Source organism: Micromonospora sp. BS32, from assembly GCF_059089345.1.
Genome location: NZ_JBSSHR010000009.1, coordinates 71,553 through 96,758, shown reverse-complemented (window position 1 = coordinate 96,758; position 25,206 = coordinate 71,553). Strand labels below are relative to the sequence as shown.

Annotated in this window: 20 protein-coding genes and 1 pseudogene; 13 read left to right on the top strand and 8 right to left on the bottom strand. The window is 74.1% G+C overall.

Annotated elements, in window-relative coordinates; genetic code table 11:
* Positions 1–6: 6 nt before the first annotated feature.
* The 4 genes from AC5RWQ_RS15890 to AC5RWQ_RS15875 all read left to right on the top strand — a co-directional run bounded on the left by AC5RWQ_RS15890 (position 7) and on the right by AC5RWQ_RS15875 (position 3,755).
* Positions 7–774 carry a class I SAM-dependent methyltransferase gene (locus AC5RWQ_RS15890; RefSeq protein WP_494283494.1) on the top strand — a complete coding sequence of 256 codons (768 nt, stop codon included), beginning with the start codon at positions 7–9 and terminating at the stop codon, positions 772–774.
* Positions 771–1,946: an alkaline phosphatase family protein gene (locus tag AC5RWQ_RS15885; RefSeq protein ID WP_494283493.1), complete on the top strand. Its 1,176-nt coding sequence runs from the start codon at positions 771–773 to the stop codon at positions 1,944–1,946. The genes AC5RWQ_RS15890 and AC5RWQ_RS15885 overlap by 4 nt, the downstream gene beginning before the upstream one ends.
* Before the next feature lie 38 nt (positions 1,947–1,984).
* A complete protein-coding gene (locus AC5RWQ_RS15880) occupies positions 1,985–3,244 on the top strand; it encodes a DNA polymerase IV (protein ID WP_494283492.1) in 1,260 nt (419 codons plus the stop codon).
* A 115-nt stretch (positions 3,245–3,359) separates the two neighbouring features.
* Entirely contained in the window at positions 3,360–3,755 is a 396-nt protein-coding gene (locus AC5RWQ_RS15875; RefSeq protein WP_132184407.1) for an SCO2097 family morphological protein, read from the top strand.
* Between the two features lie 218 nt (positions 3,756–3,973).
* Here AC5RWQ_RS15875 and AC5RWQ_RS15870 read toward each other — a convergent pair whose 3' ends face one another.
* Genes AC5RWQ_RS15870 through AC5RWQ_RS15860 form a run of 3 tightly spaced genes read right to left on the bottom strand, consistent with a single transcriptional unit; the run spans position 3,974 to position 8,823 of the window.
* Complete coding sequence (locus AC5RWQ_RS15870; RefSeq protein WP_494283491.1) at positions 3,974–6,454, bottom strand: transglutaminase TgpA family protein; 2,481 nt, start codon at positions 6,452–6,454, stop codon at positions 3,974–3,976.
* A 13-nt stretch (positions 6,455–6,467) separates the two neighbouring features.
* On the bottom strand, positions 6,468–7,766 hold the full coding sequence (locus tag AC5RWQ_RS15865; RefSeq protein WP_494283490.1) for a DUF58 domain-containing protein: 1,299 nt from the start codon (positions 7,764–7,766) through the stop codon (positions 6,468–6,470).
* A 1-nt stretch (position 7,767) separates the two neighbouring features.
* Positions 7,768–8,823 (bottom strand): AAA family ATPase, encoded by a 1,056-nt coding sequence (locus AC5RWQ_RS15860; RefSeq protein ID WP_494283489.1) that lies wholly within the window; start codon positions 8,821–8,823, stop codon positions 7,768–7,770.
* A gap of 413 nt (positions 8,824–9,236) precedes the next feature.
* Between AC5RWQ_RS15860 and leuS the strand changes: the two genes are divergently transcribed.
* Positions 9,237–12,077 carry a leucine--tRNA ligase gene (gene leuS, locus AC5RWQ_RS15855; RefSeq protein WP_494283488.1) on the top strand — a complete coding sequence of 947 codons (2,841 nt, stop codon included), beginning with the start codon at positions 9,237–9,239 and terminating at the stop codon, positions 12,075–12,077.
* Between the two features lie 62 nt (positions 12,078–12,139).
* Here leuS and AC5RWQ_RS15850 read toward each other — a convergent pair whose 3' ends face one another.
* Positions 12,140–12,319 carry a hypothetical protein gene (locus AC5RWQ_RS15850; RefSeq protein ID WP_494283487.1) on the bottom strand — a complete coding sequence of 60 codons (180 nt, stop codon included), beginning with the start codon at positions 12,317–12,319 and terminating at the stop codon, positions 12,140–12,142.
* On the opposite strand from AC5RWQ_RS15850, the pseudogene AC5RWQ_RS15845 reads away from it, so the two are divergent.
* Positions 12,303–12,656, top strand: a pseudogene (locus AC5RWQ_RS15845) (response regulator transcription factor); the annotation flags it as partial. The gene AC5RWQ_RS15850 and the pseudogene AC5RWQ_RS15845 sit on opposite strands and share 17 nt — an antisense overlap.
* Positions 12,657–12,948: 292 nt before the next feature.
* Here the strand turns inward: AC5RWQ_RS15845 and AC5RWQ_RS15840 are convergent.
* From AC5RWQ_RS15840 to AC5RWQ_RS15825, 4 genes are read right to left on the bottom strand one after another with little or no spacing between them, the layout of a single operon-like run.
* Positions 12,949–13,287: a hypothetical protein gene (locus tag AC5RWQ_RS15840; RefSeq protein WP_494283486.1), complete on the bottom strand. Its 339-nt coding sequence runs from the start codon at positions 13,285–13,287 to the stop codon at positions 12,949–12,951.
* Entirely contained in the window at positions 13,284–13,979 is a 696-nt protein-coding gene (locus tag AC5RWQ_RS15835; protein WP_494283485.1) for a TVP38/TMEM64 family protein, read from the bottom strand. Before AC5RWQ_RS15835 ends, AC5RWQ_RS15840 begins: the two co-directional genes overlap by 4 nt.
* Positions 13,976–14,698 (bottom strand): type 1 glutamine amidotransferase, encoded by a 723-nt coding sequence (locus tag AC5RWQ_RS15830; RefSeq protein WP_494283484.1) that lies wholly within the window; start codon positions 14,696–14,698, stop codon positions 13,976–13,978. Before AC5RWQ_RS15830 ends, AC5RWQ_RS15835 begins: the two co-directional genes overlap by 4 nt.
* Positions 14,688–15,935 carry a MurT ligase domain-containing protein gene (locus AC5RWQ_RS15825; RefSeq protein WP_494283613.1) on the bottom strand — a complete coding sequence of 416 codons (1,248 nt, stop codon included), beginning with the start codon at positions 15,933–15,935 and terminating at the stop codon, positions 14,688–14,690. Before AC5RWQ_RS15825 ends, AC5RWQ_RS15830 begins: the two co-directional genes overlap by 11 nt.
* A 354-nt stretch (positions 15,936–16,289) precedes the next feature.
* On the opposite strand from AC5RWQ_RS15825, the gene mraZ reads away from it, so the two are divergent.
* The 7 genes from mraZ (at position 16,290) to mraY (ending at position 25,007) form a co-directional block, all read left to right on the top strand.
* Complete coding sequence (gene mraZ, locus AC5RWQ_RS15820) at positions 16,290–16,721, top strand: division/cell wall cluster transcriptional repressor MraZ (RefSeq protein ID WP_334494128.1); 432 nt, start codon at positions 16,290–16,292, stop codon at positions 16,719–16,721.
* A gap of 207 nt (positions 16,722–16,928) precedes the next feature.
* The gene (gene rsmH, locus AC5RWQ_RS15815) at positions 16,929–18,041 is read left to right on the top strand and encodes a 16S rRNA (cytosine(1402)-N(4))-methyltransferase RsmH (protein WP_494283612.1); all 1,113 of its coding nucleotides are present in this window, start codon (positions 16,929–16,931) and stop codon (positions 18,039–18,041) included.
* The gene (ftsL, locus tag AC5RWQ_RS15810) at positions 18,038–18,640 is read left to right on the top strand and encodes a cell division protein FtsL (protein WP_494283483.1); all 603 of its coding nucleotides are present in this window, start codon (positions 18,038–18,040) and stop codon (positions 18,638–18,640) included. The genes rsmH and ftsL overlap by 4 nt, the downstream gene beginning before the upstream one ends.
* A gap of 4 nt (positions 18,641–18,644) precedes the next feature.
* A complete protein-coding gene (locus AC5RWQ_RS15805; protein WP_494283482.1) occupies positions 18,645–20,864 on the top strand; it encodes a peptidoglycan D,D-transpeptidase FtsI family protein in 2,220 nt (739 codons plus the stop codon).
* 92 nt (positions 20,865–20,956) lie between these two features.
* The gene (locus AC5RWQ_RS15800) at positions 20,957–22,480 is read left to right on the top strand and encodes a UDP-N-acetylmuramoyl-L-alanyl-D-glutamate--2,6-diaminopimelate ligase (protein ID WP_494283481.1); all 1,524 of its coding nucleotides are present in this window, start codon (positions 20,957–20,959) and stop codon (positions 22,478–22,480) included.
* Complete coding sequence (locus tag AC5RWQ_RS15795) at positions 22,477–23,877, top strand: UDP-N-acetylmuramoyl-tripeptide--D-alanyl-D-alanine ligase (RefSeq protein WP_494283480.1); 1,401 nt, start codon at positions 22,477–22,479, stop codon at positions 23,875–23,877. The genes AC5RWQ_RS15800 and AC5RWQ_RS15795 overlap by 4 nt, the downstream gene beginning before the upstream one ends.
* Complete coding sequence (gene mraY, locus AC5RWQ_RS15790; protein WP_494283479.1) at positions 23,874–25,007, top strand: phospho-N-acetylmuramoyl-pentapeptide-transferase; 1,134 nt, start codon at positions 23,874–23,876, stop codon at positions 25,005–25,007. The genes AC5RWQ_RS15795 and mraY overlap by 4 nt, the downstream gene beginning before the upstream one ends.
* Positions 25,008–25,206: the final 199 nt, after the last annotated feature.

Genomic DNA, 25,206 nt, shown 5'->3' with positions numbered 1-25,206 from the left:
GCGCGGATGACTAGGCTCGTCGGGGTGGAGCAGACCCGAGGCCGGTTCACCGGGCCGCCGCTGACCCCCCGTACCGCTGTCATCTGGTCGGTGCTCGCCGCCGAGCTGGACCGTCGCGCCGGCGACGAGTTGGCCGTGCTCGACGTGGGCGGCGGCACCGGCGGGTTCGCCGTGCCGCTGGCCCAGGCCGGGCACCGGGTCACCGTCGTCGACGCCAGCCCCGACGCGCTCGCCGCGCTGACCCGCCGGGCCGCCGAGGCCGGGGTCGCCGACCGGGTACGCGCCGTCCAGGGCGACGGTGACGCGATGGCCGGACTGGTCGAACCGGCCGGCGCCGACCTGGTGCTCTGCCACTCCGTGCTGGAGGTGGTGGACGACCCGGCGCCGGTGGTGGCCGCGCTGGTCACCGCGCTGCGTCCCGGGGGCGCGGTCAGCGTCCTGGTCGCCGGCCGGGCCGCCGCCGTGCTGGGCCGGGCGATGAACGGCCACCTGGACGTCGCCGCCGCGCTGGCCGCCGCCCCGGACGGCTCCGCCGGGCGGCGGGACACCCTGCGCCGGCGTTTCGACGCCGAGGGCGCCGCCGCGCTGCTGCGCGCCGCCGGTCTCACCGTGGAGGAGATCCACGGGGTACGCGTCCTCGCCGACCTGCTCCCCGCCGCGGTGGCCGACGGCCAGCCGGCTGCCCTGGTCGAGCTGGAACGGGCCCTGGCGGCCCGCCCGCCGTACCGGGACCTCGCCGCCCAGCTGCACCTCTTCGCCCGCCGGCCGGCATGACCGGTCCGGGCCCGACCGCCGCCGCCGACCCCCTCGCCGTGGTTCCGCCGCGCTACGGCGGCGGAAGCCTGGCCGACGTGCTGCCCAGCGCGCTCGCCGTGCTCGGCGTGCCCGGGGCGGTCGACCTGCTCGGGTTGACCCCGTCGCTGGCCGGGGTGCGCCGGATCGCCGTCCTGCTCGTCGACGGGCTCGGCTGGTACCAGATTCCCACCGCCGCCCGGTACGCGCCGACCCTGGCCGGCCTCGCCGCGACCGTGGGCCGGCCGCTGACCTCGGGCTTCCCGTCCACCACCCCGACCAGCCTGGTGACCCTGGGCACCGGCGTCGCCCCCGGGGCGCACGGGGTGCTCGGCTTCACCGTCCGGGTGCCCGGCACCGAGCGGGTGCTCAACCACATCGAGTGGGACGGCGATCCGGAGCCGCTGCGCTGGCAGCCGGTCCGTACCCAGTGGGAGCAGGCCCGGGCCGCCGGCGTGGCCGTCACCGTGGTGAGCCGCCCGGAGTACGCCGGCAGCGGGCTGACCCTGGCCGCCAACCGGGGCGGCGACTACCGGGCGGCCGCGGGGGTGGACGCGCTGGCCGCGACGATGCTCGCCGCGCTGGCCGCTGGCGCCGGCCCGACCCTGGTCTCCGGCTACCACCCCGACCTGGACCGGCACGGCCACCTCACCGGCGTCGACTCGGTGCCCTGGCGGATCGCCGCCGCCGAGGTGGACGCGCTGCTCGCCCGGCTGGTCGACGGGCTCCCGCCGGACGCCGCGCTGCTGGTCACCGCGGACCACGGGCAGCTCGACGTGCCCGTCGCGCACCGCTTCGACCTGGACACCGATCCCCGGCTGCGGGTCGGGGTGCGGGTGGTCGCCGGCGAGCCCCGGGTGCGCTATCTGCACGTCGCGCCGGGCGCGGTCGACGACGTGGTGGCCGCCTGGTCGGCGGTGCTCGGGCCGGCCGCCCGGGTGTGGACCCGGGAGGAGGCGGTCGCCGACGGCCGGTTCGGCCCAGTGCCCGAGGAGCACCTGCGGCGCATCGGCGACGTGGTGGTGACCTGCCGCGGCACGTACGCGGTGCTCGCCACCCGCTCCGAGCCGCCGGCGGTGTCCCGGCTGGTGGCCTACCACGGGGCGGACACCGCGGCGGAGATGACCATCCCGCTGCTGGTGGTCCGGGGCTGACCGGCGGGACTGTCGTACCGGCCGGCTAGCCTGCTGCAATGGGTCGGAGCCAGTCGTTGCCGCGCGGCGGTGACCCACGCTTCGGGCCGGACGCGGACGATGCCGGCAGTCCCATCCTGCACGTCGACATGGACGCCTTCTTCGCCTCGGTCGAGGTGCGCCGCCGTCCCGAGCTGCGTGGCCGGCCGGTGGTGGTCGGCGGCGTCGGGCCGCGCGGGGTGGTCAGCTCCGCCAGCTACGAGGCCCGGCGGTACGGCGTCCGCAGCGCGATGCCGACCATGCGGGCCCGGGCGCTCTGCCCGCACGCGATCTACCTCCCGCCCGACTTCGCGCAGTATTCGGCGGCGTCGACGGCGGTGATGCAGATCTTCCGGGACGTCACCCCGCTGGTCGAGCCGCTCTCCACGGACGAGGCGTTCCTCGACGTGGCGGGCGCCCGGCGGCTGTTCGGGTCGCCGGCCGCGATCGCCCGCCTGATCCGCGGGCGGGTGGCCGCCGAGCAGGGGCTGACCTGCTCGGTCGGGGTGGCGCCGAGCAAGTTCGTGGCCAAGCTCGGCTCGACCCGGGCAAAGCCGGACGGCCTGCTGGTGGTGCCCGCCGACCGGGTGCTGGAGTTCCTCCACCCGCTGCCGGTCGACGCGCTCTGGGGCGTGGGGGAGCGTTCCGCCGAGACCCTGCGCCGGCTCGGCCTGGGCACCATCGGCGACCTCGCGGAGGCACCCTTCGGCATGCTGCGCAAGGCGCTGGGCGAGGCGTCCGCGACCCACCTGCACGAGCTGGCCTGGGGGCGGGATCCGCGGTCGGTCAGCCCGGAGCACGTGGAGAAGTCGATCGGCGCCGAGGTGACCTTCGACGCCGACGTGGACGACCCGGCGCAGATCCGCCGGGCCCTGCTGGCGCTGAGCGAGAAGGTGGGCGTCCGGCTGCGCCGGGCGGGGCAGGTCGGGCGGACGGTGTCGCTCAAGGTGCGGATGGCCGATTTCCGCACGGTCAACCGGTCCCGCACCCTTGCGGTGCCGACCGACGTGGCCCGGGAACTCTTCGACACGGCCTGGGCGCTCTGGACCGCTCTCGATCCCGGGGAGCGGATCCGCCTGGTGGGCGTACGGGCCGAGGGGCTGGCGGGCGCGGCCGAGACCCCGCGGCAGCTCGCCCTCGGCGCTCCGGAGCACGGCTGGCGGGAGGCGGAAGCGGCCGCCGACGCCGCGGCTGCCCGTTTCGGGCGGTCCGTCATAGGTCCGGCCAGTCTGCTCCGGACGCGGGATCCCCGACGCGGCGAAAATCAACCCCACCCGTAGGTCGTCCCGCTTTCCGACGCGCGACCCCCCTCGTAGACTTGACGGTAAGCAGCCGGTTGGCTGTCACGGTCTGTCGGCCCGCCCGGGCCGACCAACGTGACCGGGGAGGAGTGCCGTGCCGCTCTCGGAGCACGAGCAGCGGCTGTTCGAGCAGATCGAGCGGTCGCTTGCCGAGGATCCCAAATTCGCCTCGGCCGTGCGCGCCAGCGACCCGCGTTTCCACGCGCGGCGTCGCCTGCTCGTCGCCGCGGGCGTGGTCGTTGTCGGCCTGGCCCTGTTGGTCTACGGCGCGGTGATCAAGACTCCGCCGCTGGCAGTGGCGGGCTTCGTCGTCATGCTGGCCGCGCTGGGCTACGCGGTGCAGTCGCACCGCCGGGCCCAGTCACCCGACCTGCACGTGGTGGGTGGCACGACGAGTCGTCGCCGTCCGCGCGGGCGGGCCGGTCGGCGGCCGTCGTTGCTGGACCGCATGGAGGACCGGTGGCGGCAGCGCCCGGAGGGACATCGCTGATCGCCGTCCACCGCTGAGGTGGAGGGCATCACCGCGACGGTGGGTGCCGGACGGGGTCCGGCCACCTCCGTCGTTTACGCGCGTCCGGACAGACCGTGCCCTCGCCGGCCGCGCATTCGCGGCGGCGCGCACTCGTGACGGTCGTGGGCTCGTGACGGCCGCGGGGAGAGCGGCCCGCCGGCCTGACCGAGGGTCGGACCGGCGGGCCGGAACGCGGATCAGGCGCGGCGGGCCGAACGGTCGGCCAGCACCCGACGCGGGTTGAAGCGCAGCAGCCGGTTACGGGCCCGGCCGCCGCTGGCCACCAGCCGGGACGACGAGTCGCCCAGCGCGAGCCGCCAGCGCAGCAGCACCGACGGCGGCAGCACCGCCGCGAGCAGGCGGGTACGCCGGTCGGCCCGGGCCGCGAGCGTGTTCCGGACCGTACGCAGCGCCGGGTGCAACGGCTCGCCGGTCAGCGGGTCGCGGGCGTACCGGGCCCGCTCCTCGGCCCGGCCGAGCAGGCGTACCGCCGAGGCCGACCCGGCGTCGTCACCGACAGCGTCCCGGACCAGGCGCTCCGCGGTGGCCCGCGGGGTCTCCGTCCGGTCGACCCGGACCCGGTAGTCGACCAGCGTGTCGATCAGTTCGTCCCAGGCGGCGTGGGCGTCCGCCCGGGCCCGGTCGGCGTCCGCCCCGACCACCACCATCGTGGTGGCCCCGCCGCTCTCGGCGTCGGCCGCCATCGCGGTGGGCGCCGGCACCGTGCGGGCGTGCCGCCGGCGCCGCAGCGACGCCCGGCGCAACGCCGGGACGGCGAGCAGCGCCAGCAGGGCGAGCAGCGTCCCGGCCGTCCACCACGGCCAGGTCGGCGCGCGTTCGACCGGAGCGCCGGTGGCCGCGTCGAAACCGGTGTCGGCGTCCTTGTCGGCGGCGTCGTCCCGCTCCGGCCCGGCCGAGGCGGCGGGGTCGTCGGGGATGGCTCCCGGCGCGGCGCTGTCCGAGGGCTCCGGGTCCGGCGCGTCGCTGTCCGGCGCCCAGGCCGAGCGGGTGGAGCCCTGCACGCCGTACGCCGGGGTGGCGTCGAACGGCACCCAGCCGATCCCGTCGAAGTAGACCTCCGTCCAGGCGTGCAGGTTCCGGTTGGTCAGCACGTACGTGTCGCCGTCGGTGTTGCTGCCGCGGGTGAAGCCGAACGCCACCCGGGCCGGGATGCCGGCGGCCCGGACCAGCCAGGCCATCGCCGCCGCGTACTGCTGGCAGTAGCCGACCTTGTTGGTGAGGAAGTTGACGATGTCCTGGCCGCTGGTGCCGCCCTTGGTGCTCAGCGAGTAGCTGAAGCCGTTCTCCCGGGAGAAGTAGTCGTAGATCGCCCGGACCTTGTCGTAGTCGGTGGTCTTCCCCTCCACCAGCCGGGAGACCACCCGCTCGACCTCCTGCACCGCCGGCGTCCGGGTCTGCTGCAACGCGATCGGGTGCTCGGCCGGCAGCGACCTCGCCTTGCGCAGCGTGGCCGGGGAGTACGACGAGCGCACGTAGTCGAACGAGTAGCGCTTGCCGCGGGAGTTGTCCCGGTTGGAGAAGACCACCCCCATGTTCGGGTCGTACGACCAGTTGCCGTTGAGACCGTCGGTGCGGACCGGGTCGGCGTAGACTGGCAGCAGCGACATGTTGAGGTTGCGGGTCACCTCCACGGTGGCCCGGTACGTCTGCTGCTCCACCCCCGGCCGGGCCCGGTCCGACGGGTCGGGCAGCTGCCGGTTGACCGGCCGCCCGTTCGGGTTGCGCCCCCGGAAGCCGTCCGGGCGCAGCTCGTCGGCGACGCCGAAGCGCAGGTAGAACGGGCTCGGCTCGTTGGTGTTGACCTTGACCATCTCGGTCACCGTGGACTGGTTGAGCTGCCCGCTGAGTGAGGCGAACAGGTCGATCCGGCCCGCGCTGCCGCCCTGCCCGGGCCGCCCGTTGCCGGTGCCCTCGCCGGTCGTGTTGAACCGGTCCAGCAGCCCGCCGGTCATCCCCGGCACGGCCAGCGGCAGCACCACGGCCAGCGCCACGCCGACCACCGCGAGCCGCCGCCCGGCGGCGGCGAGCGGGGAGGACTCCCAGATGTCGACGTCGCGCCCCTCGCCGGTGAACCGCCGGCCGAACCGGCGTACCCGGTCGACGTTGTCGGTGACCAGCAGCCACAGGTAGCCGCAGGCGCCGACCACGAACGGCGTCGCCGGGACGCTGTCGACGTAGACCGCCACCGGCACCGAGTAGATCGCCAGCATGGGCAGGCCGGCCAGCGCCGGACGGCGCAGCCCGACGGCCAGCACGTCGACCAGGATCGCCACGCCACCGACGCCGAGCACGGTGATGAACAGCAGTGGCGTGGTGTCCGGGACCTCCACGCCGTACGAGCGCATGTCGGTCAGGGACCCCTGGAGCAGCTCGCCGAAGTGGGCCACCGTGCCCGGGGTGGGCAGGAAGGCGACCAGCTCGGTGCCGCCGGGGAAGAGCCAGGTCAGGGCGAGCAGCAGCCCGGCGAGCATGCCCAGCACCTGACCCCAGAGCGGGGCCCGGACCAGCCGGGTCAACGCGGCCACCCCGGCCACCACGGCGACCGCGATGGTCGCCTCGATCAGCCAGGTCCAGCGTTGGAAGATCGACGACAGCGGCGCCGCGGCGAGCAGCGTCGCCGCGGCGGCCACGAAGCCGAGGTTCCGGGAGGCGATCACGCCTTCCTCCTTCTCATCGGACGCCGCCGGCCACCGTCTCGGCCAGCGCCGCACGCAGCGCGAAACCCTGCGAGCCGCGGGCCGCCTGCGGCCAGAGCGCCGGCAGCCGGCCGTCGTGGTCGACCCCGATCACCCGCCAGCCGCCCTGCAACAGGGCGAGCGCGGCGGCGCCGTGGGTCTGCTCGGCCTCGAACCGGGCCTTCTCCGGCAGGTTCAACCAGGTGGAGCTGTTCAGCAGGAAGCCGACGCAGGTCGCGCCGTTGCCGCGCAGCCCGGCCAGCAGCTCCGCCTCGGTGGTGCTCAGCGAGCCGACCAGCGCGATGATCAGCCCGCCGTCGGCCCGCTGCCGGACCCGCTGCACCAGGCTCGCGACGTCGCCGCGCTGGTCGAGCCGGACGTCGGCGAGGTGGTCGAGGAGCACCCCGTCGCCGGCCGCCTCGGTGGCGTCGACATCCGCGCCGGAGCCGGTGACCAGGCGCAGCTTGTAACCGGCCTGGCGCAGGTGCACGGCGATGCTCGCCGCGGCGGAGACCGCCCACTCGAAGCTCGCCGTCGGCCCGTCGCCGCGGTGGCCGTACGCCCGGGTGTCCAGCACCACGGTGGCCCGGCTCTCCCAGGGCTGCTCCTCCCGCCGCACCATCAGCTCACCGGTGCGGGCGGTCGACTTCCAGTGCACCCGGCGCAGGTCGTCGCCCCTGCGGTACTCCCGGGTGGCCGCGTCGTCCTCGCCGTGCACGGCCACCGACCGGGCCCGGCTGTCGCCGCTGCCGGCGTACTCGCCGGGCAGCCGCACCGAGGGCAGCGGCGTGACCTGCGGAATGACGGTCAGGCTGTCGGTGCTGGGGAAGGCCCGGCTCAGCTCGCAGAGCCCGAACGGGTCGGTCATCCGGACCACCAGCGGCCCCACCTCGTAGCGGCCCCGCACGTCGGCGCGGACGGTGTACGCCACCGAGCTGGCCTGGTGCGCGCCGAGCCGCTCCAGCACCACCCGGGGGCGGCTACCCAGCGCGTACGGCAGCCGGTCCTCCAGCAGCAGGGTGCCGGTGGGCAGCCGGGACAGGTTCTGCAACCGCAGCACCACCCGGGAGCTGGCGCCCACCGGCACCCGGTGCGGCTCCAGCGAGCGGTTGCAGGCCAGCTTGTAGCGGCTACGTCCGACGTAGAGCGCGGCGAGCAGCGGCAGGATGGCCAGTAGCACGGCCACCCGCAGCAGGTCCCGCTCGCCGAGGATGGCCGAGGAGACCGCCGCCGCGACCGCGGCCGCCAGGAACGAGCGACCGCGGGTGGTCAGCCCACGCAGCCCGTCGCGCACGTCACGGCCTCCGCGGCTCGTACGGCCCGCGGCCGTTGCCGGTGGCCGGCCGCGGCGGGTCGTACTGGGTGCGCTTGCGCTCCTGCGGCAGTGCCAGCCGGTGCACCAGGTCGGAGACGATCGCGTCGGTCGTGCGGCGGGCCAGCTGGGCGTCGGCGGTCGGGATGATCCGGTGCGCCAGCACCGGCACCGCCAGGGCCTGGAGGTCGTCCGGCAGGACGTAGTCGCGTCCCTCCAGCGCGGCGACCGCGCGGGCGGTGCGCAGCATCTGCAGGGTGGCCCGCGGGGAAGCGCCCAGTCGCAGGTCGGGGGCCTCGCGGGTGGCGGTGACCAGGTCGATGGCGTACTGCTTGACCGCGTCCGCGACGTGCACCTGGCGGACGGTGGCGATCAGCCGGCGCACGGTGTCGGCGTCGGAGACCGGGCGCAGCTCCTGCAACGGGTCGGCCGCTCCGTGACCGTCCAGCATGGCCAGCTCGGCCTCCGGGCCCGGGTAGCCCATGGCGATCCGTGCGGTGAACCGGTCGCGCTGCGCCTCCGGGAGGGGGTAGGTGCCCTCCATCTCGATCGGGTTCTGGGTGGCGATCACCATGAACGGCGTCTGGAGCTGGTAGGTCACGCCGTCGACGGTGACCTGCCGCTCCTCCATGCACTCCAGCAGGGCGGACTGGGTCTTTGGCGAGGCCCGGTTGATCTCGTCGCCGACCACCAGGTTGGCGAAGACCGCGCCGGGCCGGAACTCGAAGTCGTGCGTCTCCTGGTTGTAGACGCTGACCCCGGTGACGTCGCTGGGCAGGAGGTCGGGGGTGAACTGGATCCGGCGCACGGAGCAGTCGATCGAGCGGGCCAACGCCTTCGCCAGCTTGGTCTTGCCGACGCCGGGCACGTCCTCGATGAGCAGGTGGCCCTCGGCGAGCAGGACGGCCAGGGCGAGCCGGACGGTGGCCGTCTTACCCTCGATGACCTGCTCGATGTTGGCCACGATGGCCTCGCTGGCGGCGCGGAACTCGTCGTGCGGCAGTACGCCGCCCACCTCGTCCCAGGTCTGTTGTGTCACGGGCCTCCTCCTCGTCGCCGGAACGGCAGCTCTGTAAAGAGCACCTGGACCCGCCGTTGGGTTCGCGACGTCGAGCCTCGTCTGCCGCAAAAATCTCACTGGCCTCTCAGGCTAACCATGTTTGTCGTGATCGCCGACCCTCGCAGGCGGTCGGCCGGTTACGCCCCGAATATTCGTTCCGACGGGGGACCCGGAGGGCGGCCGGCGCTCACGCCCGGTGATTTCTGCCGGTGGCGGGCCCGTACCGGCTCGCCGGGCGGGGTACACTCACGCCTATGGCCGGAGTCTTCCTGCTTCTTACCGGGCCGTGCTGATGCGCTGACGCGCGACAGCACGGCGGCCCCTCCTGCGCGAGGGGCTTTTTTGTGCCCGCAGCAGGGCTCCCCATATCCGACTTGCGCCAAGGAGACGCCATGAGTGAGGCAGCCGCACCGGCGGGCGACATTCCCCCGTACCGGTACACCGCGGCCCTGGCCGATGAGATCGAGCGCCGGTGGCAGGACACCTGGGAGCGGGAGGGGACCTTCCACGCCCCGAACCCGACCGGTCCGCTGGCCGATCCCGACCACCCCCGGGCGGGCGCGGAGAAGCTGTTCGTGCTCGACATGTTCCCGTACCCCTCCGGCGCGGGGCTGCACGTCGGCCACCCGCTGGGCTACATCGGCACCGACTGCTTCGCCCGCTATCAGCGGATGGCCGGGCGCAACGTGCTGCACGCGATGGGCTTCGACGCGTTCGGGCTGCCCGCCGAGCAGTACGCGGTGCAGACCGGGACCCACCCGCGGACCACCACGGTGGCGAACATCGCCCGGTACAAGGAGCAGCTGCGCCGGCTGGGCCTGGCCTACGACGAGCGGCGCTCGGTGGCGACCATCGACACCGACTTCTACCGCTGGACCCAGTGGATCTTCCTGCAGATCTTCAACTCCTGGTACGACGCGGACGCCCAGCGGGCCCGCCCGATCGCCGAGCTGATCGCCGAGTTCTCCGGCGGCGACCGGCCCACCCCGGACGGCCGCCGGTGGGCCGAGCTGACCGTCGCCGAGCGCCGGCAGGTCGTCGACGACCACCGACTGGCGTACGTCTCGCACGCGCCGGTGAACTGGTGCCCGGGGCTGGGCACCGTGCTGGCCAACGAGGAGGTCACCGCCGACGGCCGCTCCGAGCGGGGCAACTTCCCGGTCTTCAAGCGCAACCTGAAGCAGTGGAAGATGCGGATCACCGCGTACGGTGACCGGCTGCTGGAGGACCTGGACACCCTGGACTGGCCCGAGCCGATCAAGCTGCAGCAGCGCAACTGGATCGGCCGATCCATCGGCGCGCACATCGACTTCCCGACCGACGTCGCCCCGGTGCGGGTGTTCACGACCCGGCCGGACACCGTCTTCGGTGCCACCTACATGGTGCTGGCGCCGGAGCACGAGCTGGTCGACGCGCTGGCGCCGGCCGCCTGGCCGGAGGGGACGAAGGACGCCTGGACCGGCGGGCACGCCAGTCCGCGGGCGGCCGTCGAGGCGTACCGGAAGTCGGCGGCGGCGAAGACGGACATGGAGCGGCAGGCGGACAGTAAGGAGAAGACCGGCGTCTTCGTCGGCGCGTACGCGACCAACCCGGTCACCGGCGGGCGCATCCCGATCTTCATCGCCGACTACGTGCTGGCCGGCTACGGCACCGGCGCGATCATGGCGGTGCCCGGTCAGGACGAGCGGGACTGGGAATTCGCCGAGGTCTTCGACCTGCCCATCGTGCGTACCGTGCAGCCGTCGGAGGGCTTCGACGGCAAGGCGTACACCGGGGACGGCCCGGCGATCAACAGCGCCGCGCCCGACCGCGGCCTGGACCTGGACGGCCTGGGGGTCGCCGACGCCAAGGCCCGGATCATCGAGTGGCTGGAGGCGAACGGGCACGGCACCGGGGCGACCACCTACCGGCTGCGCGACTGGCTGTTCTCCCGGCAGCGCTACTGGGGCGAGCCGTTCCCGATCGTCTACGACGAGACCGGTGCCGCCATCGCGCTGCCCGAGTCGATGCTGCCGGTCGAGCTGCCCGAGGTGGACGACTTCTCGCCGAAGACGTTCGACCCGGACGACGCGGCCAGCGACCCGGAGACCCCGCTGTCGCGCCGCCGCGACTGGGTCGAGGTGGAGCTGGACCTGGGTGACGGCCCGAAGCGGTACACCCGGGAGACCAACGTGATGCCGCAGTGGGCCGGCTCCTGCTGGTACGAGATACGGTACCTGGACCCGACGAACAGCGAGCGCTTCGTCGACCCGGAGAACGAGGCCTACTGGATGGGCCCGCGCTCCGAGGGCGACTGTGGGGGAACCGACCTGTACGTCGGCGGCGCCGAGCACGCCGTGCTGCACCTGCTGTACGCCCGCTTCTGGCACAAGGTGCTGTACGACCTGGGCCACGTCTCGTCCTTCGAGCCGTTCCGCAAGCTGTTCAACCAGGGCATGATCCAGGCGTACGCCTTCCGCGACTCCCGCGAGGCGGTCGTACCGGCGGAGGAGGTCGTCGAGATCGACGGCCGCTGGTTCCACGGCGAGACCGAGGTGCGCCGTGAGTACGGCAAGATGGGCAAATCCCTGAAGAACGTCGTCACCCCGGACGAGATGTCCGAGGCGTACGGTGCGGACACCTTCCGGGTCTACGAGATGTCGATGGGCCCGCTGGAGGTGTCCCGCCCCTGGGACACCCGGGCGGTCGTCGGGTCGTACCGGTTCCTGCAGCGGGTCTGGCGGGCGGTGGTCGACGAGCGGACCGGTGCGCTGCGGGTGACCGACGCGCCGGCTGACGAGGCGACCCGCCGGCTGCTGCACAAGGCGATCGACGGGGTCCGCGGCGACATGGAGGGGATCCGGTTCAACACCGCGATCGCCAAGCTGATCGAGCTGACCAACGGGCTGACCCGGCTGGCGGAGACCCCGCGCGAGGTGGCCGAGCCGCTGGTGCTGATGGTGGCACCGTTCGCCCCGCACCTGGCCGAGGAGCTGTGGCGACGGCTGGGGCACCAGACCTCGCTGGCGTACGCGGACTTCCCGAGCGCCGACCCGGCGCTGCTGGTCGCCGAGACCGTCACCTACCCGGTGCAGATCAACGGCAAGGTCCGCGGCCGGGTCGAGGTCCCCGCCGACGCGTCCGAGGAGACGGTACGGGCGGCGGCGCTGGAGGCGGTCGCGTCCGCGCTGGCCGGCAAGGAGCCCCGCAAGGTCATCGTGGTGAAGGGCCGGATGGTCTCCGTCGTCGCCTGACGCCGAGCCACTGCGAGGGCCGCGACCGTGAGGTCGCGGCCCTCCGCCGTCGGTGCCCCGCGTCACGGCTCCCGACGGTGTACGGCCACCACGGTGACCACCGCGGCGACCAGGGACCAGGCTCCGAAGACCGTCCAGGAGCCCGCGATGCTCGCCACGTGGCCGTCGTAGTTCGGGAACGGGACGAGGCCGACCAGGCGTTCCCAGGCGGCGACCGGTTGGGCGTTCCTGGTCAAGGACATGGCCGTGGACGACATCCTGGGGGCGATCCGAGTGGTCGCCGCCGGGGACGCGTTGCTCGCGCCCGCGGTCACCCGGCGGCTGATCGCCGATCTCGTCCGCCGGCCCGGGCCGCCGCCCCGGCCGCGCGCTCTGACTGGGGTGACCGAGCGGGAGCGGGAGGTGCTGACCCTGGTCGGCCGGGGGTTGTCCAACGCGGAGATCGCGGCCGAGCTGGTGATCAGCGCCGCCACGGCGAAGGCGCACGTGGCCCGACTCTTCGCCAAGCTCGGCGCCCGCGACCGGGTACACCTGGTGATCGCCGCGTACGAAGCGGGCCTGGTCGCCCCGCCCGGTTGAGGCCGGGCCCGGTCGCCCCGCGCGGGTGAGGGCGGACCGGGTTGCCGCGCCCTGGTGAGGGCGGGCACGCGGCCCCGCGTGGGGGCCCTTCTGGCAGGCCCTGCCCGTCGCCACTCGCCGGGGGTGACGTCCGTGGCGGCGGTTGCCGTGACGAGCGATATGACGCAGCGGCATATTTATGACTCACCGTCATATCGCTTGCGGAGACAAGTGCGCCCGCACCGCGACACGCCCGGGCCCGCAGGCGCTCACCGGGTGCCACCGGGCGGTGGTTGACGGGCACCCGGGCGGGTCAGCCGCGCAGGGCGTCGTCCACCGTGGCGTGGTGCGCGAGCAGCCACTCGTGCCAGCGGCGTACCCCCTCGACGGCGCCTGCCGCGCGGAGCCGGCGCATGCCGGGCTCGTCGCGGTCGGCGCCGGCGGCGATGCCCCGCCAGGTGCCCTCGAGCTGGTCGAGCATCACGTCGAGCAGGTCCGCCCGGGGCAGCGTCCCCGGGCCGGCCGCGTCGTAGCCGTCGCAGAGCAGCCGGCAGCGCCGGCCCAGCTCCGTCGGGTCGGCGCCGGATCCCAGCGGGGACCAGTGCCAGCCGCCGGGACCGGTGCCACCGGGCTGCGGACCGCCCCGCGTCATGGTCGCGCGTCGGCCAGGTCGCGCCGACGCTGCCGCTCGGCCCGCCACCAGCGCTGAATGATCACCACGCTGGCGATCAGGCCCAGGCTGGCGGGAGCGGCGGCGTACCAGTTGATCTGGCCGGGGGAGCTGACCGCGGCGCCGATCGCGGCGTAGCCAATGGCGGTCGGGGCGGAGGCGATCACGCTGCCGACCAGGAACGGCAGCATACGCGCGCCGGTCGTGCCGTAGCCGTAGCTGACCAGCCCGAAGCCGGCGATCGGCAGCAGCCGGACGGTGATCACGCCGAGCACGCTCTGCCGGGCGAACCAGCCGTCCAGCCTGGCCAGCCGGCCGCGGACCCGTTCCGCGACGAACTCCCGGCCCAGCACCCGCCCCACGGTGAAGCCGATCGCCGCGGCCAGCAGCGCCGAGCCCAACGCGCACGCGGCGCCCTCGAAGGGTCCGAAGACGGCGCCGGCGGCGAGCGTGACGAACGTCCGGGGGACCAGCGCGACCAGCAGCAGCGCCCCGATCACGACGGCGGCGACCGGGGCGTACCCGCCGAGGGGGTCGGCCAGCTCGGGCAGGTGCCTCAGGTCGGGTCGCGGCACCGTGAACAGCAGTACCGCGAACCCGGCGAGGATGAGCAGCAGCAGGGCGAACCGGCGCGCCGACGGCTGCCGGAGCAGCCGCCGGACGGCGGGGATCATGCCCGGGCGGCGGCGGCCACCGCGGCGCGGCGCTCGGAGCGGAGCCGCTCGGGCCAGGTGTCGTCCAGCGGCGGGAGCTGGTGCACGCCGGTGGCCCAGCGCAGCAGCAGGTCGGCCAGGGCGGGGTTGCGGGCCAGCGCCGGCCCGTGCGAGTAGGTGCCGAGCAGCTTGCCGCGCCAGGCGCCCTCGGTGGCGCCGTCGTTGCCCACCCCGGTGGTGACCCGGGCCAGCGGCGAGACGCCGGCCCCCAGGTGGGTACGCCCGCCGTGGTTCTCGAACCCGGACAGCGCCGGAATGCCCAGCCGCGGGTCGATCTCACCGGCCAGCTCGCCGACCGCCCGGGTCGGCCCTCGGTCGGAGGAGAGGTCGAGCAGCTCCAGCCCGGCGCACTTGGTGCCCTTGGCGAAGAAGGAGGTGCCGAGGAGCTGGTAGCCGGCGCAGACCCCGAAGACCACCGAGCCCTGGGCGACCGCGCGGTGCAGGCCGCCGTCGGCGAGCAGCCGCTGGGCGCCGAGGGCCTGCGGGCCGTCCTCGCCGCCGCCGATGAGGTAGATGTCGGCGGTGGAGGGCAGCCGCTGGTCGGAGCGGACCTCCAGCACCTCCACCGGCATCCCGCGCTGCAGCGCCCGGCGGGCCAGGATCAGCATGTTGCCCCGGTCGCCGTAGGTGGAGAGCAGGTCGGGGTAGATCCAGACGATGCGCAGGCTCTCAGTTGACACGGTCCAACTCCGCTCGGATGTCCTGGAAGGCGGTGTAGTTCGCGATGACCTCCAGCCGGCCCGGCGGGACCGCCCGGACCGCCTCGTCGAACGTCCGGACGTGCCGGAAGGGCACGTCGTTGACGTCGAGCCGGACCGCCAGGTCGTACGCGCGGTCGCCGGTGATCAGCACCTGCCGGCCGCGCAGCGGGGCGAAGTCGACGTCGAAGAGCCAGGAGGTGTCCAGCCCGTCGGGGTCGCGCGCGTTGATGGAGAGCAGGGTCGGCGCCTCGTCGGCCATGTCGAACGCCTCGAGCCAGCTGGCCGGGTTCTTGGCCAGCAGCAGCCGGATGTTGCGCCCGTCCCGGTCGACCTGGGCGTAGCGGCCGGCGACCGACGTGACGCTGCCGAGCCGGGAGACCGCATCGACGGGGCGTACTCCGAACTCGGCGGCGACGGCCAGTGCGGTGGCCGCGTTGCCGAGGTTGACCTTGCCGGGCAGCTGGAGGGTGACCTTGTGCCAGGCGCCGCTGGGATCCAGCACGCCGTCGTCCTCCACCGTCCACTGCGGGTCGGGGCGGCGTAGCGGGCAGCCGGTGCACCACCACTGCTCGCCGGAGCGCTGGATGGTGGAGCCGCACTCCGGGCAGACCCAGGAGTCGTCGTGCCAGCGCTGGCCGGCGCTGAACCAGGTGACGTGCGGCGGGTGGATGCCGCGGGCCGGGTCGCCGGGCGGGGTGGCCGCCCAGACCACCATCGGGTCGTCGGCGTTGGCCACCACCCGCAGGTCGGTGTGCCGGACCAGCGCGGCGCGCCAGAGCTGCGCCATCATGGCGACCTCCTTGGCCCGGTCGAGCTGGTCGCGGGAGAGGTTGAGCAGCGCCACCACGTGCGGCTCGGTGGCCTCGAGCACCTGTGCCAGGTAGTGCTCGTCGACCTCGAGCACGGCGTACGGCGTGCTGCCCGCCTTGGCCAGCGCCGAGGTGTGCCCGGTCGGCATGTTGGCGCCGAAGGAGTTGGTGGCGACCCGGCCGAGCACGCCGACGGCGGCGGCGGTGAGCCGGGTGGTGGTGGTCTTGCCGTTGGTGCCGGAGACCAGCGCGATGGCGCGGCCGGCGGAGAGGTGGGCCAGTAGGTCCGGGTCGATCTTGAGGCCGATCCAACCACCGATCACCGAGCCGTCGCCCCGGCCGGCGGCCCGCGAGAGCGCCGCAGCGGTCCTCGACACGGAGGTGGCCACCTTCGCCCGCAGGGGCATCTTCGCGTCCGTCACCCGAGCGAGGTTACCGGACCCCGGCGTCCACCAGATCGCCGCAGACGGCGAACCGTTCGGCCGGGTGCGGCCGGGCGTCCGGTCCGCCCGTGCTCGGCCGGACGGAGTCGATCTATGTCGGGTAACGGACGCGGCGCGGGGGCGCGCCGGCCCTCCACTCGGCTCCACCCCTCCTGACGTGCTCTTTTACCCACGGACACGGCGCGCCACACGGGCGATTCTGGTTGCAGGTGGAGGGAAGTGGAGTAGAGTGGGGCGCGATGGTGAGGCCGGGAGGGCCCACCGGCCCGGGGGGTCAGCGGCGCCGCGAACGCCGCCAAGGGCGAGGGGGTTGGGCCGATGTTCCTCGGCACCCATACCCCACGCCTGGACGAAAAGGGCCGGTTGATCCTTCCGGCGAAGTTCCGGGACGAACTGGCGGGGGGTGTCGTGATAACCAAAGGGCAGGAACGCTGCCTCTACGTCTTCCCCACGCCCGAGTTCCAGCGGATCGCGGACCAGTTGCGCGCGCAGCCGATGACGCACAAGGCGGCCCGGGCCTACAGCCGGGTCTTCTTCGCCAGCGCGCACGACGAGGTCCCCGACAAGCAGGGGCGGGTCACCATCCCGGCCCACCTCCGGTCGTACGCCGCACTCGACCGGGACCTGGTGGTGATCGGGGCGAGCACCCGGGTGGAGATCTGGGACAGGGCGGCCTGGGAGACCTACCTCGCGGAGAGCGAAGACGACTTCGCCGACATCGAGGAGGGGGTGTTGCCCGGCGGTCTGTAGGGCGGGACGACGCCCGACGTACTGCGAGATCTCCAGCCGCTTTCGAGTTCCTGGCACCCCTTCCCCGGTGCCAGGCGCACGATCAGTCTCCGGGGCCCGCGGCCCGGGGGGCGGGCGGGAGCGGATGGGGATCTGGCGGTACGACGGCAGGCGTCGTCCGACGAGCAGGCGCGGAAAGAACGAACGTTTCAACCAGTGGGGGTCGACATGGGGGAGTTGCGCGGCACGCACGTGCCGGTGCTGCTCGAGCGGTGTCTCGAGCTGCTGGCCCCCGCACTGGACAGGGGCGGCCGGACGATCCACGTCGACGCGACGTTGGGTCTGGCCGGGCACGCCGAGGCGGTGCTGGAGCGCCACCCGGACACGATCCTGATCGGCCTGGACCGGGACACCGAGGCCCTGGCGCACGCCCGGGCCCGGCTGGCCCGCTTCGCCGACCGGATCCACCTGGAGCACGCCGTCTACGACGAGCTGCCCGAGGTGCTGGAACGGCTGGGTTATCCGGCCATCGACGCGATCCTGTTCGACCTGGGGGTCTCCTCGTTGCAGCTGGACGCGCCCGACCGCGGGTTCGCGTACGCGCAGGACGCGCCGCTGGACATGCGGATGGACCAGACCCGTGGGGTGACCGCCGAGGAGGTGGTCAACACCTACGCCCATCCGGACCTGGCCCGGGTGCTGCGGGTCTACGGCGAGGAGAAGTTCGCCGGTCGGATCGCCTCGGCGATCATCCGCGAGCGCGAGCGCGGCCGGATCACCTCCTCGGCCCGGCTCGCCGAGCTGGTCAGGGAGAGCATTCCGGCACCAGCCCGACGAACCGGGGGACACCCGGCCAAGAGAACGTTTCAGGCTTTACGGATCGAGGTAAACAGGGAGCTGGCAGCGCTGGAGACGGCGCTGCCGGCCGCTCTGGACAAGCTCAACGTGGGCGGTCGCATGGTGGTCCTGTCCTACCACTCGTTGGAGGACCGGCTCACCAAGCAGGCGCTCGCCGACCGGGTCCGCAGTAAGGGCCCGGTCGACCTCCCGGTCGAACTTCCCGGGTCGGGTCCGACGTTCCGGCTGCTCAGCCGGGGCGCCGAACTCGCCGGGGACGCGGAGGTCGCCGTGAACCCGCGCGCCGCCTCGGTGCGCCTGCGGGCCGCGGAACGACTCGACCCGCGGGCCGGGGAACAGGGGCGGACCGACCGCGAACGGTACCGCCGACGGGTCAAGGCGATGCACCAACCGGGGACGGGGTCGGCCACGGGTTCCACCGGGAGCCCGGAGCCGACGCCGGGGGACGGCAGAGGGACGGACGAAGAGGGGGAGGGAACATGAACGTTGACAAGCGCGACGGCCGGGACGCGGTCGTCGGGCGGGGTGCACCGCGGTCGGGGGGCCGGACCGCGGCGCAGCGAGCCACACGCGCCGGAACGGCGACGCCGACGGCGGACCGCGCCGTTCGGCAGGGGGAGACTCGCGCCCGGGGGGCGCGCGAGTTCCCGACCCAGGGCAACGCCGCGCTGCGGCCGGAGGAGCGGGTCCGCGCCACCGGGTCGGGCTCGCCCCGGCTGCGGGTGGCGCCGCCGCCGCCGGTCCGGGTGCCGCGGGCGCCGTTCGCGGCGCTGATCGTGGTGCTGGTGGTCGGCGGGGTGCTGGGCATCCTGGCGGTGAACACGAAGATCAACGAGAACGCGTTCCGGCTGGAGAAGCTGCAGCAGCAGCAGGCCCGGCTGGACGTCGACGAGCAGCAGCTGCAGAAGAAGATCGACGCGGCCGAGGCGCCGGGCAACCTGACCGCCGAGGCCCGCAAGCTCGGCCTGGTGGAGGCCGGCGACCCGGCGTACATCCGGCTGCCGGACGGCCGGCTGATCGGCGTGCCGCAGCCCGCCAACGGGCAGCCGGCGATCACCAGCCAGCAGGGCAACGGGGGATAGCTCCGTGCCATCGAGATCGGATGATCCGCGCCGGGACCCTACGGGCTCCCGGCGCGGTCCGGTTCGTGGCGGCCGGGGGGCCGAGCCGCGTACCGGTGAGCCGGGCGTCGGCGGCATCTCCGACGCGCGGGCGTACACCCCGCGGGGCCGGACCATCCGGGAGAGCAGCGAGGACCGCGACGGCGGGCAGCGGCGTACCCCGCGCGCGAACCGCTCCGGCGACCCGTTCCGCCCCGCGTTGCAGGTGCTCGACGGCGGTCGGGTGGGCGCCGGGCGCGGCGGCCGGCGGGAGACCGCTCCGGCCGGGCGGGCGGGCGTCATCCGTACCGTGCAGGCCCGGCCGAACCGCGGGTCCGACGGCGACTTCGGCCTCGACGAGCCGGCGCCGCGCCGCCCGGGTGGGCGCGCGCCGCGCCGCCCGGACCGCCCGGCGGCCCGGCGGCCCGTCCGCAAGCCGCGCCGGCCGCCGAAGCTGGCCGAGCCGCGCCGGCGGCTGCGGCTGGGCACCATGCTGGTCCTGACGCTCTTCGCCGCGATCGGCATCCGGCTGGTCTTCCTCCAGGCCGTGGACACCCCGGCGTACGCGGGCGGCGGCGTCGCCGACCGGGTACGCCGGGTGGACCTGCCCGCCCCGCGCGGGGCGATCCTGGACCGCACCGGCGCCCCGCTCGCGCAGAGCGTCGAGGCACGCTACGTCTTCGCCGACCCCAGCCTGATCACCGACGCCCAGCGGCCGGAGGTGGCCCGGCAGCTTTCCCCGCTGCTCGGCCTGCCGGCGTCGGAACTGCTCGAGCGGATGCGACCGCGCAAGCTGGAGAACGGCAAGTGGTCCACCTTCCAGTACCTCGCCCGGGGCGTCGACATCCCCAAGGCCAAGCAGATCGAGGAGCTGGACCTCGCCGGCATCGGCACCCACCGCGACGAGCGGCGCGAGGTGCCCGGCGGTGACCTCGCGGCCAACCTGGTCGGCTTCGTCAGCCAGGACATGGACGGCCTGGAGGGGCTGGAGGCCCGCTACGACGACCTGCTCCAGGGGCAGGACGGCCGGCGGGTCTACGAGGCCGGCCAGGGTGACCTGGACGCGCCCATCCCGGGCGGCTACAGCCAGACCACCCCGGCGAAGCCGGGCAGCTCGCTGGTGCTCACCATCGACCGGGACCTCCAGTTCCAGGCGCAGCAGGTGCTCAAGCGGCAGATGGCGCAGACCAGGGGCAGCGTCGGCGCGCTGGTGGCGCTGGACGTGAAGACCGGCGACGTGCTCGCCCAGGCCAGCTACCCGACCTACGACGCGGCCGACCCGGACGCCAGCTCGCCGACCGACCGGGAGGACGCGGCCACCAGCTTCGTGGTCGACCCGGGCTCGATCCACAAGGCGATCACCTACGGCGCCGCCCTCCAGGAGGGGGTGATCACCCCGCAGACCGCCTTCCCGGTGGCGAACAGCATCGTCAAGGGCGACACGGAGATCCCGGACACCCACCCGGCGAACGGGCGCACCATGAGCGTCGCCGGGATGCTGGCCTTCTCCTCCAACGTGGGCACCATCAAGATCGCCGACAAGCTCGGCCCGGACCGGCTGATCGACTACCAGAAGCGGTTCGGGCTGGGCCAGCGCACCAACGAGGGGATGCCGGGGGAGGCGTCCGGGCGGGTGCTCCCGGCCGACGAGTGGAGCGACTCGTCGCACGGGTCGGTGCCGATCGGGCACAGCGTCGACGCCACCCTGCTCCAGATGGCCGCCGCGTACAACGCGATCGCCAACGACGGCACCTACGTGCAGCCGCACCTGATCAAGGAGGTGGTGGACGGCACGACCGGCCGGCACACCCCGTCCGCCGCCCCGATCACCCGCTCGGTGCTCAGCCCGCAGAACGCGGCGGCGCTGCGGACCCTGCTGGAGGCGGTGACCACGGTCGACGGCCCGGACGGGCGGGCCACCGGCCTGGCCGCGGCGGTCCCCGACTACCGGGTGGCCGGCAAGACCGGCACCGGCCTGCGCTACGCCGACGGCAAGAAGCAGCCCGGCGAGGTCGGCTCGTTCATCGGGATGGCTCCGGCGGAGAACCCGCGCTACGTGGTGGCGGTCCTCGTCTGGAGCCCGGGCGGCGAGGGCGGCGCGGTCGCCGCTCCGGCGTTCCGCGAGATGATGGGCTTCACCCTGCGGCACTTCCGGGTGCCGCCGTCCAGCGGCAAATCCCCCAACTTCGAGGTCTTTCCGCGTTGAGCGGGGCAGGCGGGACATCATCGTTGAGTGGCGACGAACCACCGGGGCGGCTGTGCGGTCGGACCCCGGCCGACCGGGTAGGGTCTGACGCCGTGCCCGGCAATCCACGTCCCCGTACCGTGCCCGGAGTCCGGCTCGGCGACCTCGCCGCCCGACTCGCCGTGTCCCCGCCGGAGGGCGCCGCCGAGGTGCCGGTGACCGGGGTGACCCACGCCAGCCAGGAAGTCCTTCCCGGCGACCTGTACGCCGCGCTGCCCGGAGCCCGCCGGCACGGCGCGGAGTTCGCCGCCGGCGCGGCGGCCGCCGGCGCGGTGGCCGCCCTGACCGACCCGGCGGGCGCCGCCGCGGTGGCCGCGGCCGGGCTGCCCGCCCTGGTGGTGGCCGACCCGCGGGCGGTGCTCGGCGACCTCGCCGCCGCCGTCTACGGCGAGCCGACCGCCGCGCTGACCGTGATCGGGGTGACCGGCACCGCCGGCAAGACCTCCACCAGCTATTTGATCGAGTCCGGGCTGCGCGCCGCCGGGCACGTCACCGGCCTGATCGGCACCGTGGAGACCCGGCTGGGCGACCTGGTCGTCGACAGCGTGCGAACCACCCCGGAGGCCACCGACCTGCACGCCATGCTCGCGGTGGCCCGGGAGCGCGGGGTGACCGCGGTGGTCATGGAGGTCTCCAGCCACGCCCTGGCCATGGGCCGGGTCGGCGGGGTGCGCTTCGCCGTCGGCGGCTACACCAACTTCGGCTCCGACCACCTGGACTTCCACGCCGACGAGGCGGACTACTTCGCGGCCAAGGCGAAGCTCTTCGACGGCCGCTGCGGGGTCGAGGTGCTCAACGCCGACGACCCGGCGCTGCGCCCGCTGTTCAAGGACGGCACGGTCAGCTACTCGGCCGCCGGTGACCCGGCCGCCACCTGGTGGGCCGACGGGATCGACGGCGAGGGGTACGCCCAGCGCTTCACCGTGCACGGCCCGGACGGGGTCGTGCTGCCCACCGGCGTGGCGCTGCCCGGCCGGCACAACGTGGCCAACGCGCTGCTGGCGATCGCCACGCTGGTCGCCGCCGGGGTGGACCCGGCGACCGCGGCCGCCGGGGTGGCCGCCTGCGGGGGCGTGCCCGGCCGGCTGGAGCTGGTCAGCGGCGACGCCCCGGTGCGCGGGGTGGTCGACTACGCGCACAAGGCGAACGCGATCGTGGCCGCCCTGGCGGCGCTGCGTGAGCTGAGCACCGGCCGGTTGATCTGCGTGATCGGCGCCGGTGGCGACCGGGACCGGGGCAAGCGGCCGGTGATGGGCGCCGCCGCCGCGGAGGGAGCCGACGTGGTGCTGGTGACCGACGACAACCCGCGCACCGAGGAGCCGGCCGCGATCCGGGCCGAGGTGCTCGCCGGGGCGTACGCGGCCGGGGCCGCCGCCCGGATCATCGAGATGCCCGGCCGGCGGGCCGCCATCGACGAGGCGGTCCGGCTCGCCGAGCCCGGCGACATCGTGGCGCTGCTCGGCAAGGGTCAGGAGCGCGGCCAGGAGATCAACGGCGAGGTGCTCCCGTTCGACGACCGGGTGGAGCTGGCGGAGGCGCTGCGGGTGCGCTTCGGGGACCTGGCGGGCAGCCGGTGATTCCGCTGAGCCTGGCCGAGGTCGCCTCGGCCGTCGACGGCCGGCTGGTCGGCGCCGACCCGGACGCCCGGGTGACCGGCCCGGTGGAGTTCGACTCCCGCAAGGTCACCGGCGGGGCGCTCTTCGTCGCGTTCCCCGGGGAGAAGGTCGACGGGCACGACTACGCCGCTCCGGCGGTGGCGGCCGGCGCGGTCGCCGTGCTGGGCACCCGGGAGGTGCCCGGGGTGCCGATGGTGCTCGTCGACGACGCGCTGGCCGCGATGGGCCGGCTGGCCCGCGCGGTGGTGGACCGGCTGCCCCAGCTCACCGTGATCGGGTTGACCGGTTCCTCCGGCAAGACCACCACCAAGGACCTGATCGCCCAGCTCGCCGTCCGGCTCGGCCCGACGGTGGCCCCGCCCGGGTCGTTCAACAACGAGCTGGGGCACCCGTACACGGCGTTGCAGGCGACGGCTCAGACCCGCTACCTGGTGATGGAGAAGGGCGCCCGCGGGGTGGGGCACGTGCGCTACCTGTGCGACGTGGTGCCGCCCCGGATCTCCGTGGTGCTCAACGTCGGGGTCGCGCACATCGGCGAGTTCGGCTCGGTGGAGAACATCGCGCTGGCCAAGGGGGAGCTCGTCGAGGCGCTGCCGGCCGACGGGCTGGCGGTGCTCAACGCCGACGACCCCCTGGTCGACGCGATGGCGTCGCGCACCTCCGCCCGGGTGGTCCGGTACGGCGAGGCGGAACGGGCCGACGTCCGGGCGGTCGACGTGATCATGGACGACCGGGGGCGGGCCGCGTACACGCTGGTCACCCTGGAGGGGACCGCGTCGGTGCGGCTCGGGCTGACCGGGCGGCACCAGGTCTCCAACTCGCTCGCCGCCGCGGCGGTCGCCCGGGAGCTGGGCATGCCGCTGGGCGAGCTGGCGGTGGCCCTGGGCGAGTTGGGGCTGGTCTCCACCCGCCGGATGGACGTCTTCGACCGGCCCGACGGGGTGACCGTGATCGACGACTCCTACAACGCCAACCCGGCGTCCATGGCGGTGGCGCTGCGGGCGCTGGTCGGCATGCGCCGGGGTGGGCGTACCTTTGCCGCGCTGGGCTACATGGCCGAGCTGGGCGCGTTCGAGGACGAGGGGCACCGGGAGGTCGGCCGGCTGGCCGCCGAGCTCGGTGTCGACCGGCTGCTCGTGGTGGGTGAGCCGGCCGCGCCGATGCACGAGGGCGCGACAGCGGTAAGTGACTGGGGAGGAGGGTCGGTGCTGCTCACCGATCAGGCGGCGGCCGTCGAGGTGCTGCGGAGCGAGCTACGGCCGGGCGACGTCGTCCTGGTGAAGGGCTCCCGGTATCGCACCTGGGAGGTGGCCGACGCGCTGCGCGCCGACGCGGCCGGGACGGAGGTGACCGCGTGAGGGCGGTCATCGTCGCCATCGGCGTGGCGTTCCTGATCTCGCTGCTCGCCACCCCGATCGCGATCAAGGTGTTCACCCGGCTCAAGGCGGGCCAGCCGATCCGGGCCGAGGGCCCGGCGATGCACCAGGGCAAGAAGGGCACGCCGACGATGGGCGGCGTGGTCTTCATCCTGGCCACCGTGATCGCGTACGTCGCCGGCCACCTGGCCCTGACCACCCTGCCGGACGCCCAGATCGCCCAGGTCGAGCCGACCATCACGGCGCTGGTGCTGCTGGGGCTGATGGTCTTCTCCGGGGCGGTCGGCTTCATCGACGACTTCCTCAAGGTCCGCAAGCGGCACAGCGGCGGCCTGAACAAGCGCGGCAAGCTCTTCGGCCAGATCCTGGTCGGCGCGATCTTCGGCGTGGTCGCGCTCTACTTCCCGAGCAGCATGACCGACGCCGGCGGCACCAGGACGAACACCGAGACCGTCGGCAGCACCACGCTCAGCTTCATCCGGGACATCCCGGCGCTGGAACTGACCAAGGTCGGCGCGGTGATCGTGATCATCCTGGTGGTGATGGCGGCGACCAACGGGGTCAACCTCACCGACGGCCTGGACGGTCTGGCCACCGGCGCCTCGGTGATGGTGCTGGCCGCGTACGCGCTGATCGCGTTCTGGCAGTACCGGCACTGGTGCGCCGACCCGACGTACACCGCCGACCCGAACAACTACTGCTACGCCGTCCGGGACCCGCTGGAGATCGCGCTGATCGCCGGGGCGGCGGCCGGGGCCTGCGTGGGCTTCCTGTGGTGGAACACCTCGCCGGCCCGGATCTTCATGGGCGACACCGGCGCGCTCGGCCTGGGCGGCCTGATCGCCGGCATGGCGATGTCCACCCGGACGATCCTGCTGCTGCCCATCCTCGGCGGCCTCTTCGTGATCATCACGATGTCCGTGGTGATCCAGATCATCTCCTTCCGCACCACCGGCAAGCGGGTGTTCCGGATGTCGCCCCTCCAGCACCACTTCGAGCTGGCCGGCTGGAGCGAGGTCAACATCGTGGTCCGCTTCTGGATCATCGCGGGCATCGGTGTGGCGATCGCGCTCGGCCTGTTCTACAGCGACTTCCTGGCCAGCATGGGCTGACCGGGGCGACCCGGCGGGGACTCCTCCTAGCGGAGGGGTCCCCGTTTCGCATTCCGACACGCCGAGCGGGCCGAACGGCCGGAACGGGCCACCCACAACCGCGATGATGGTCGGGTGGGGGAGGACCGAGGCGCGACCGGCACGACAACGACAGCGGAGACCCAGGTACGACGGGGGGCGGGCGCGGGGCGTACGACGG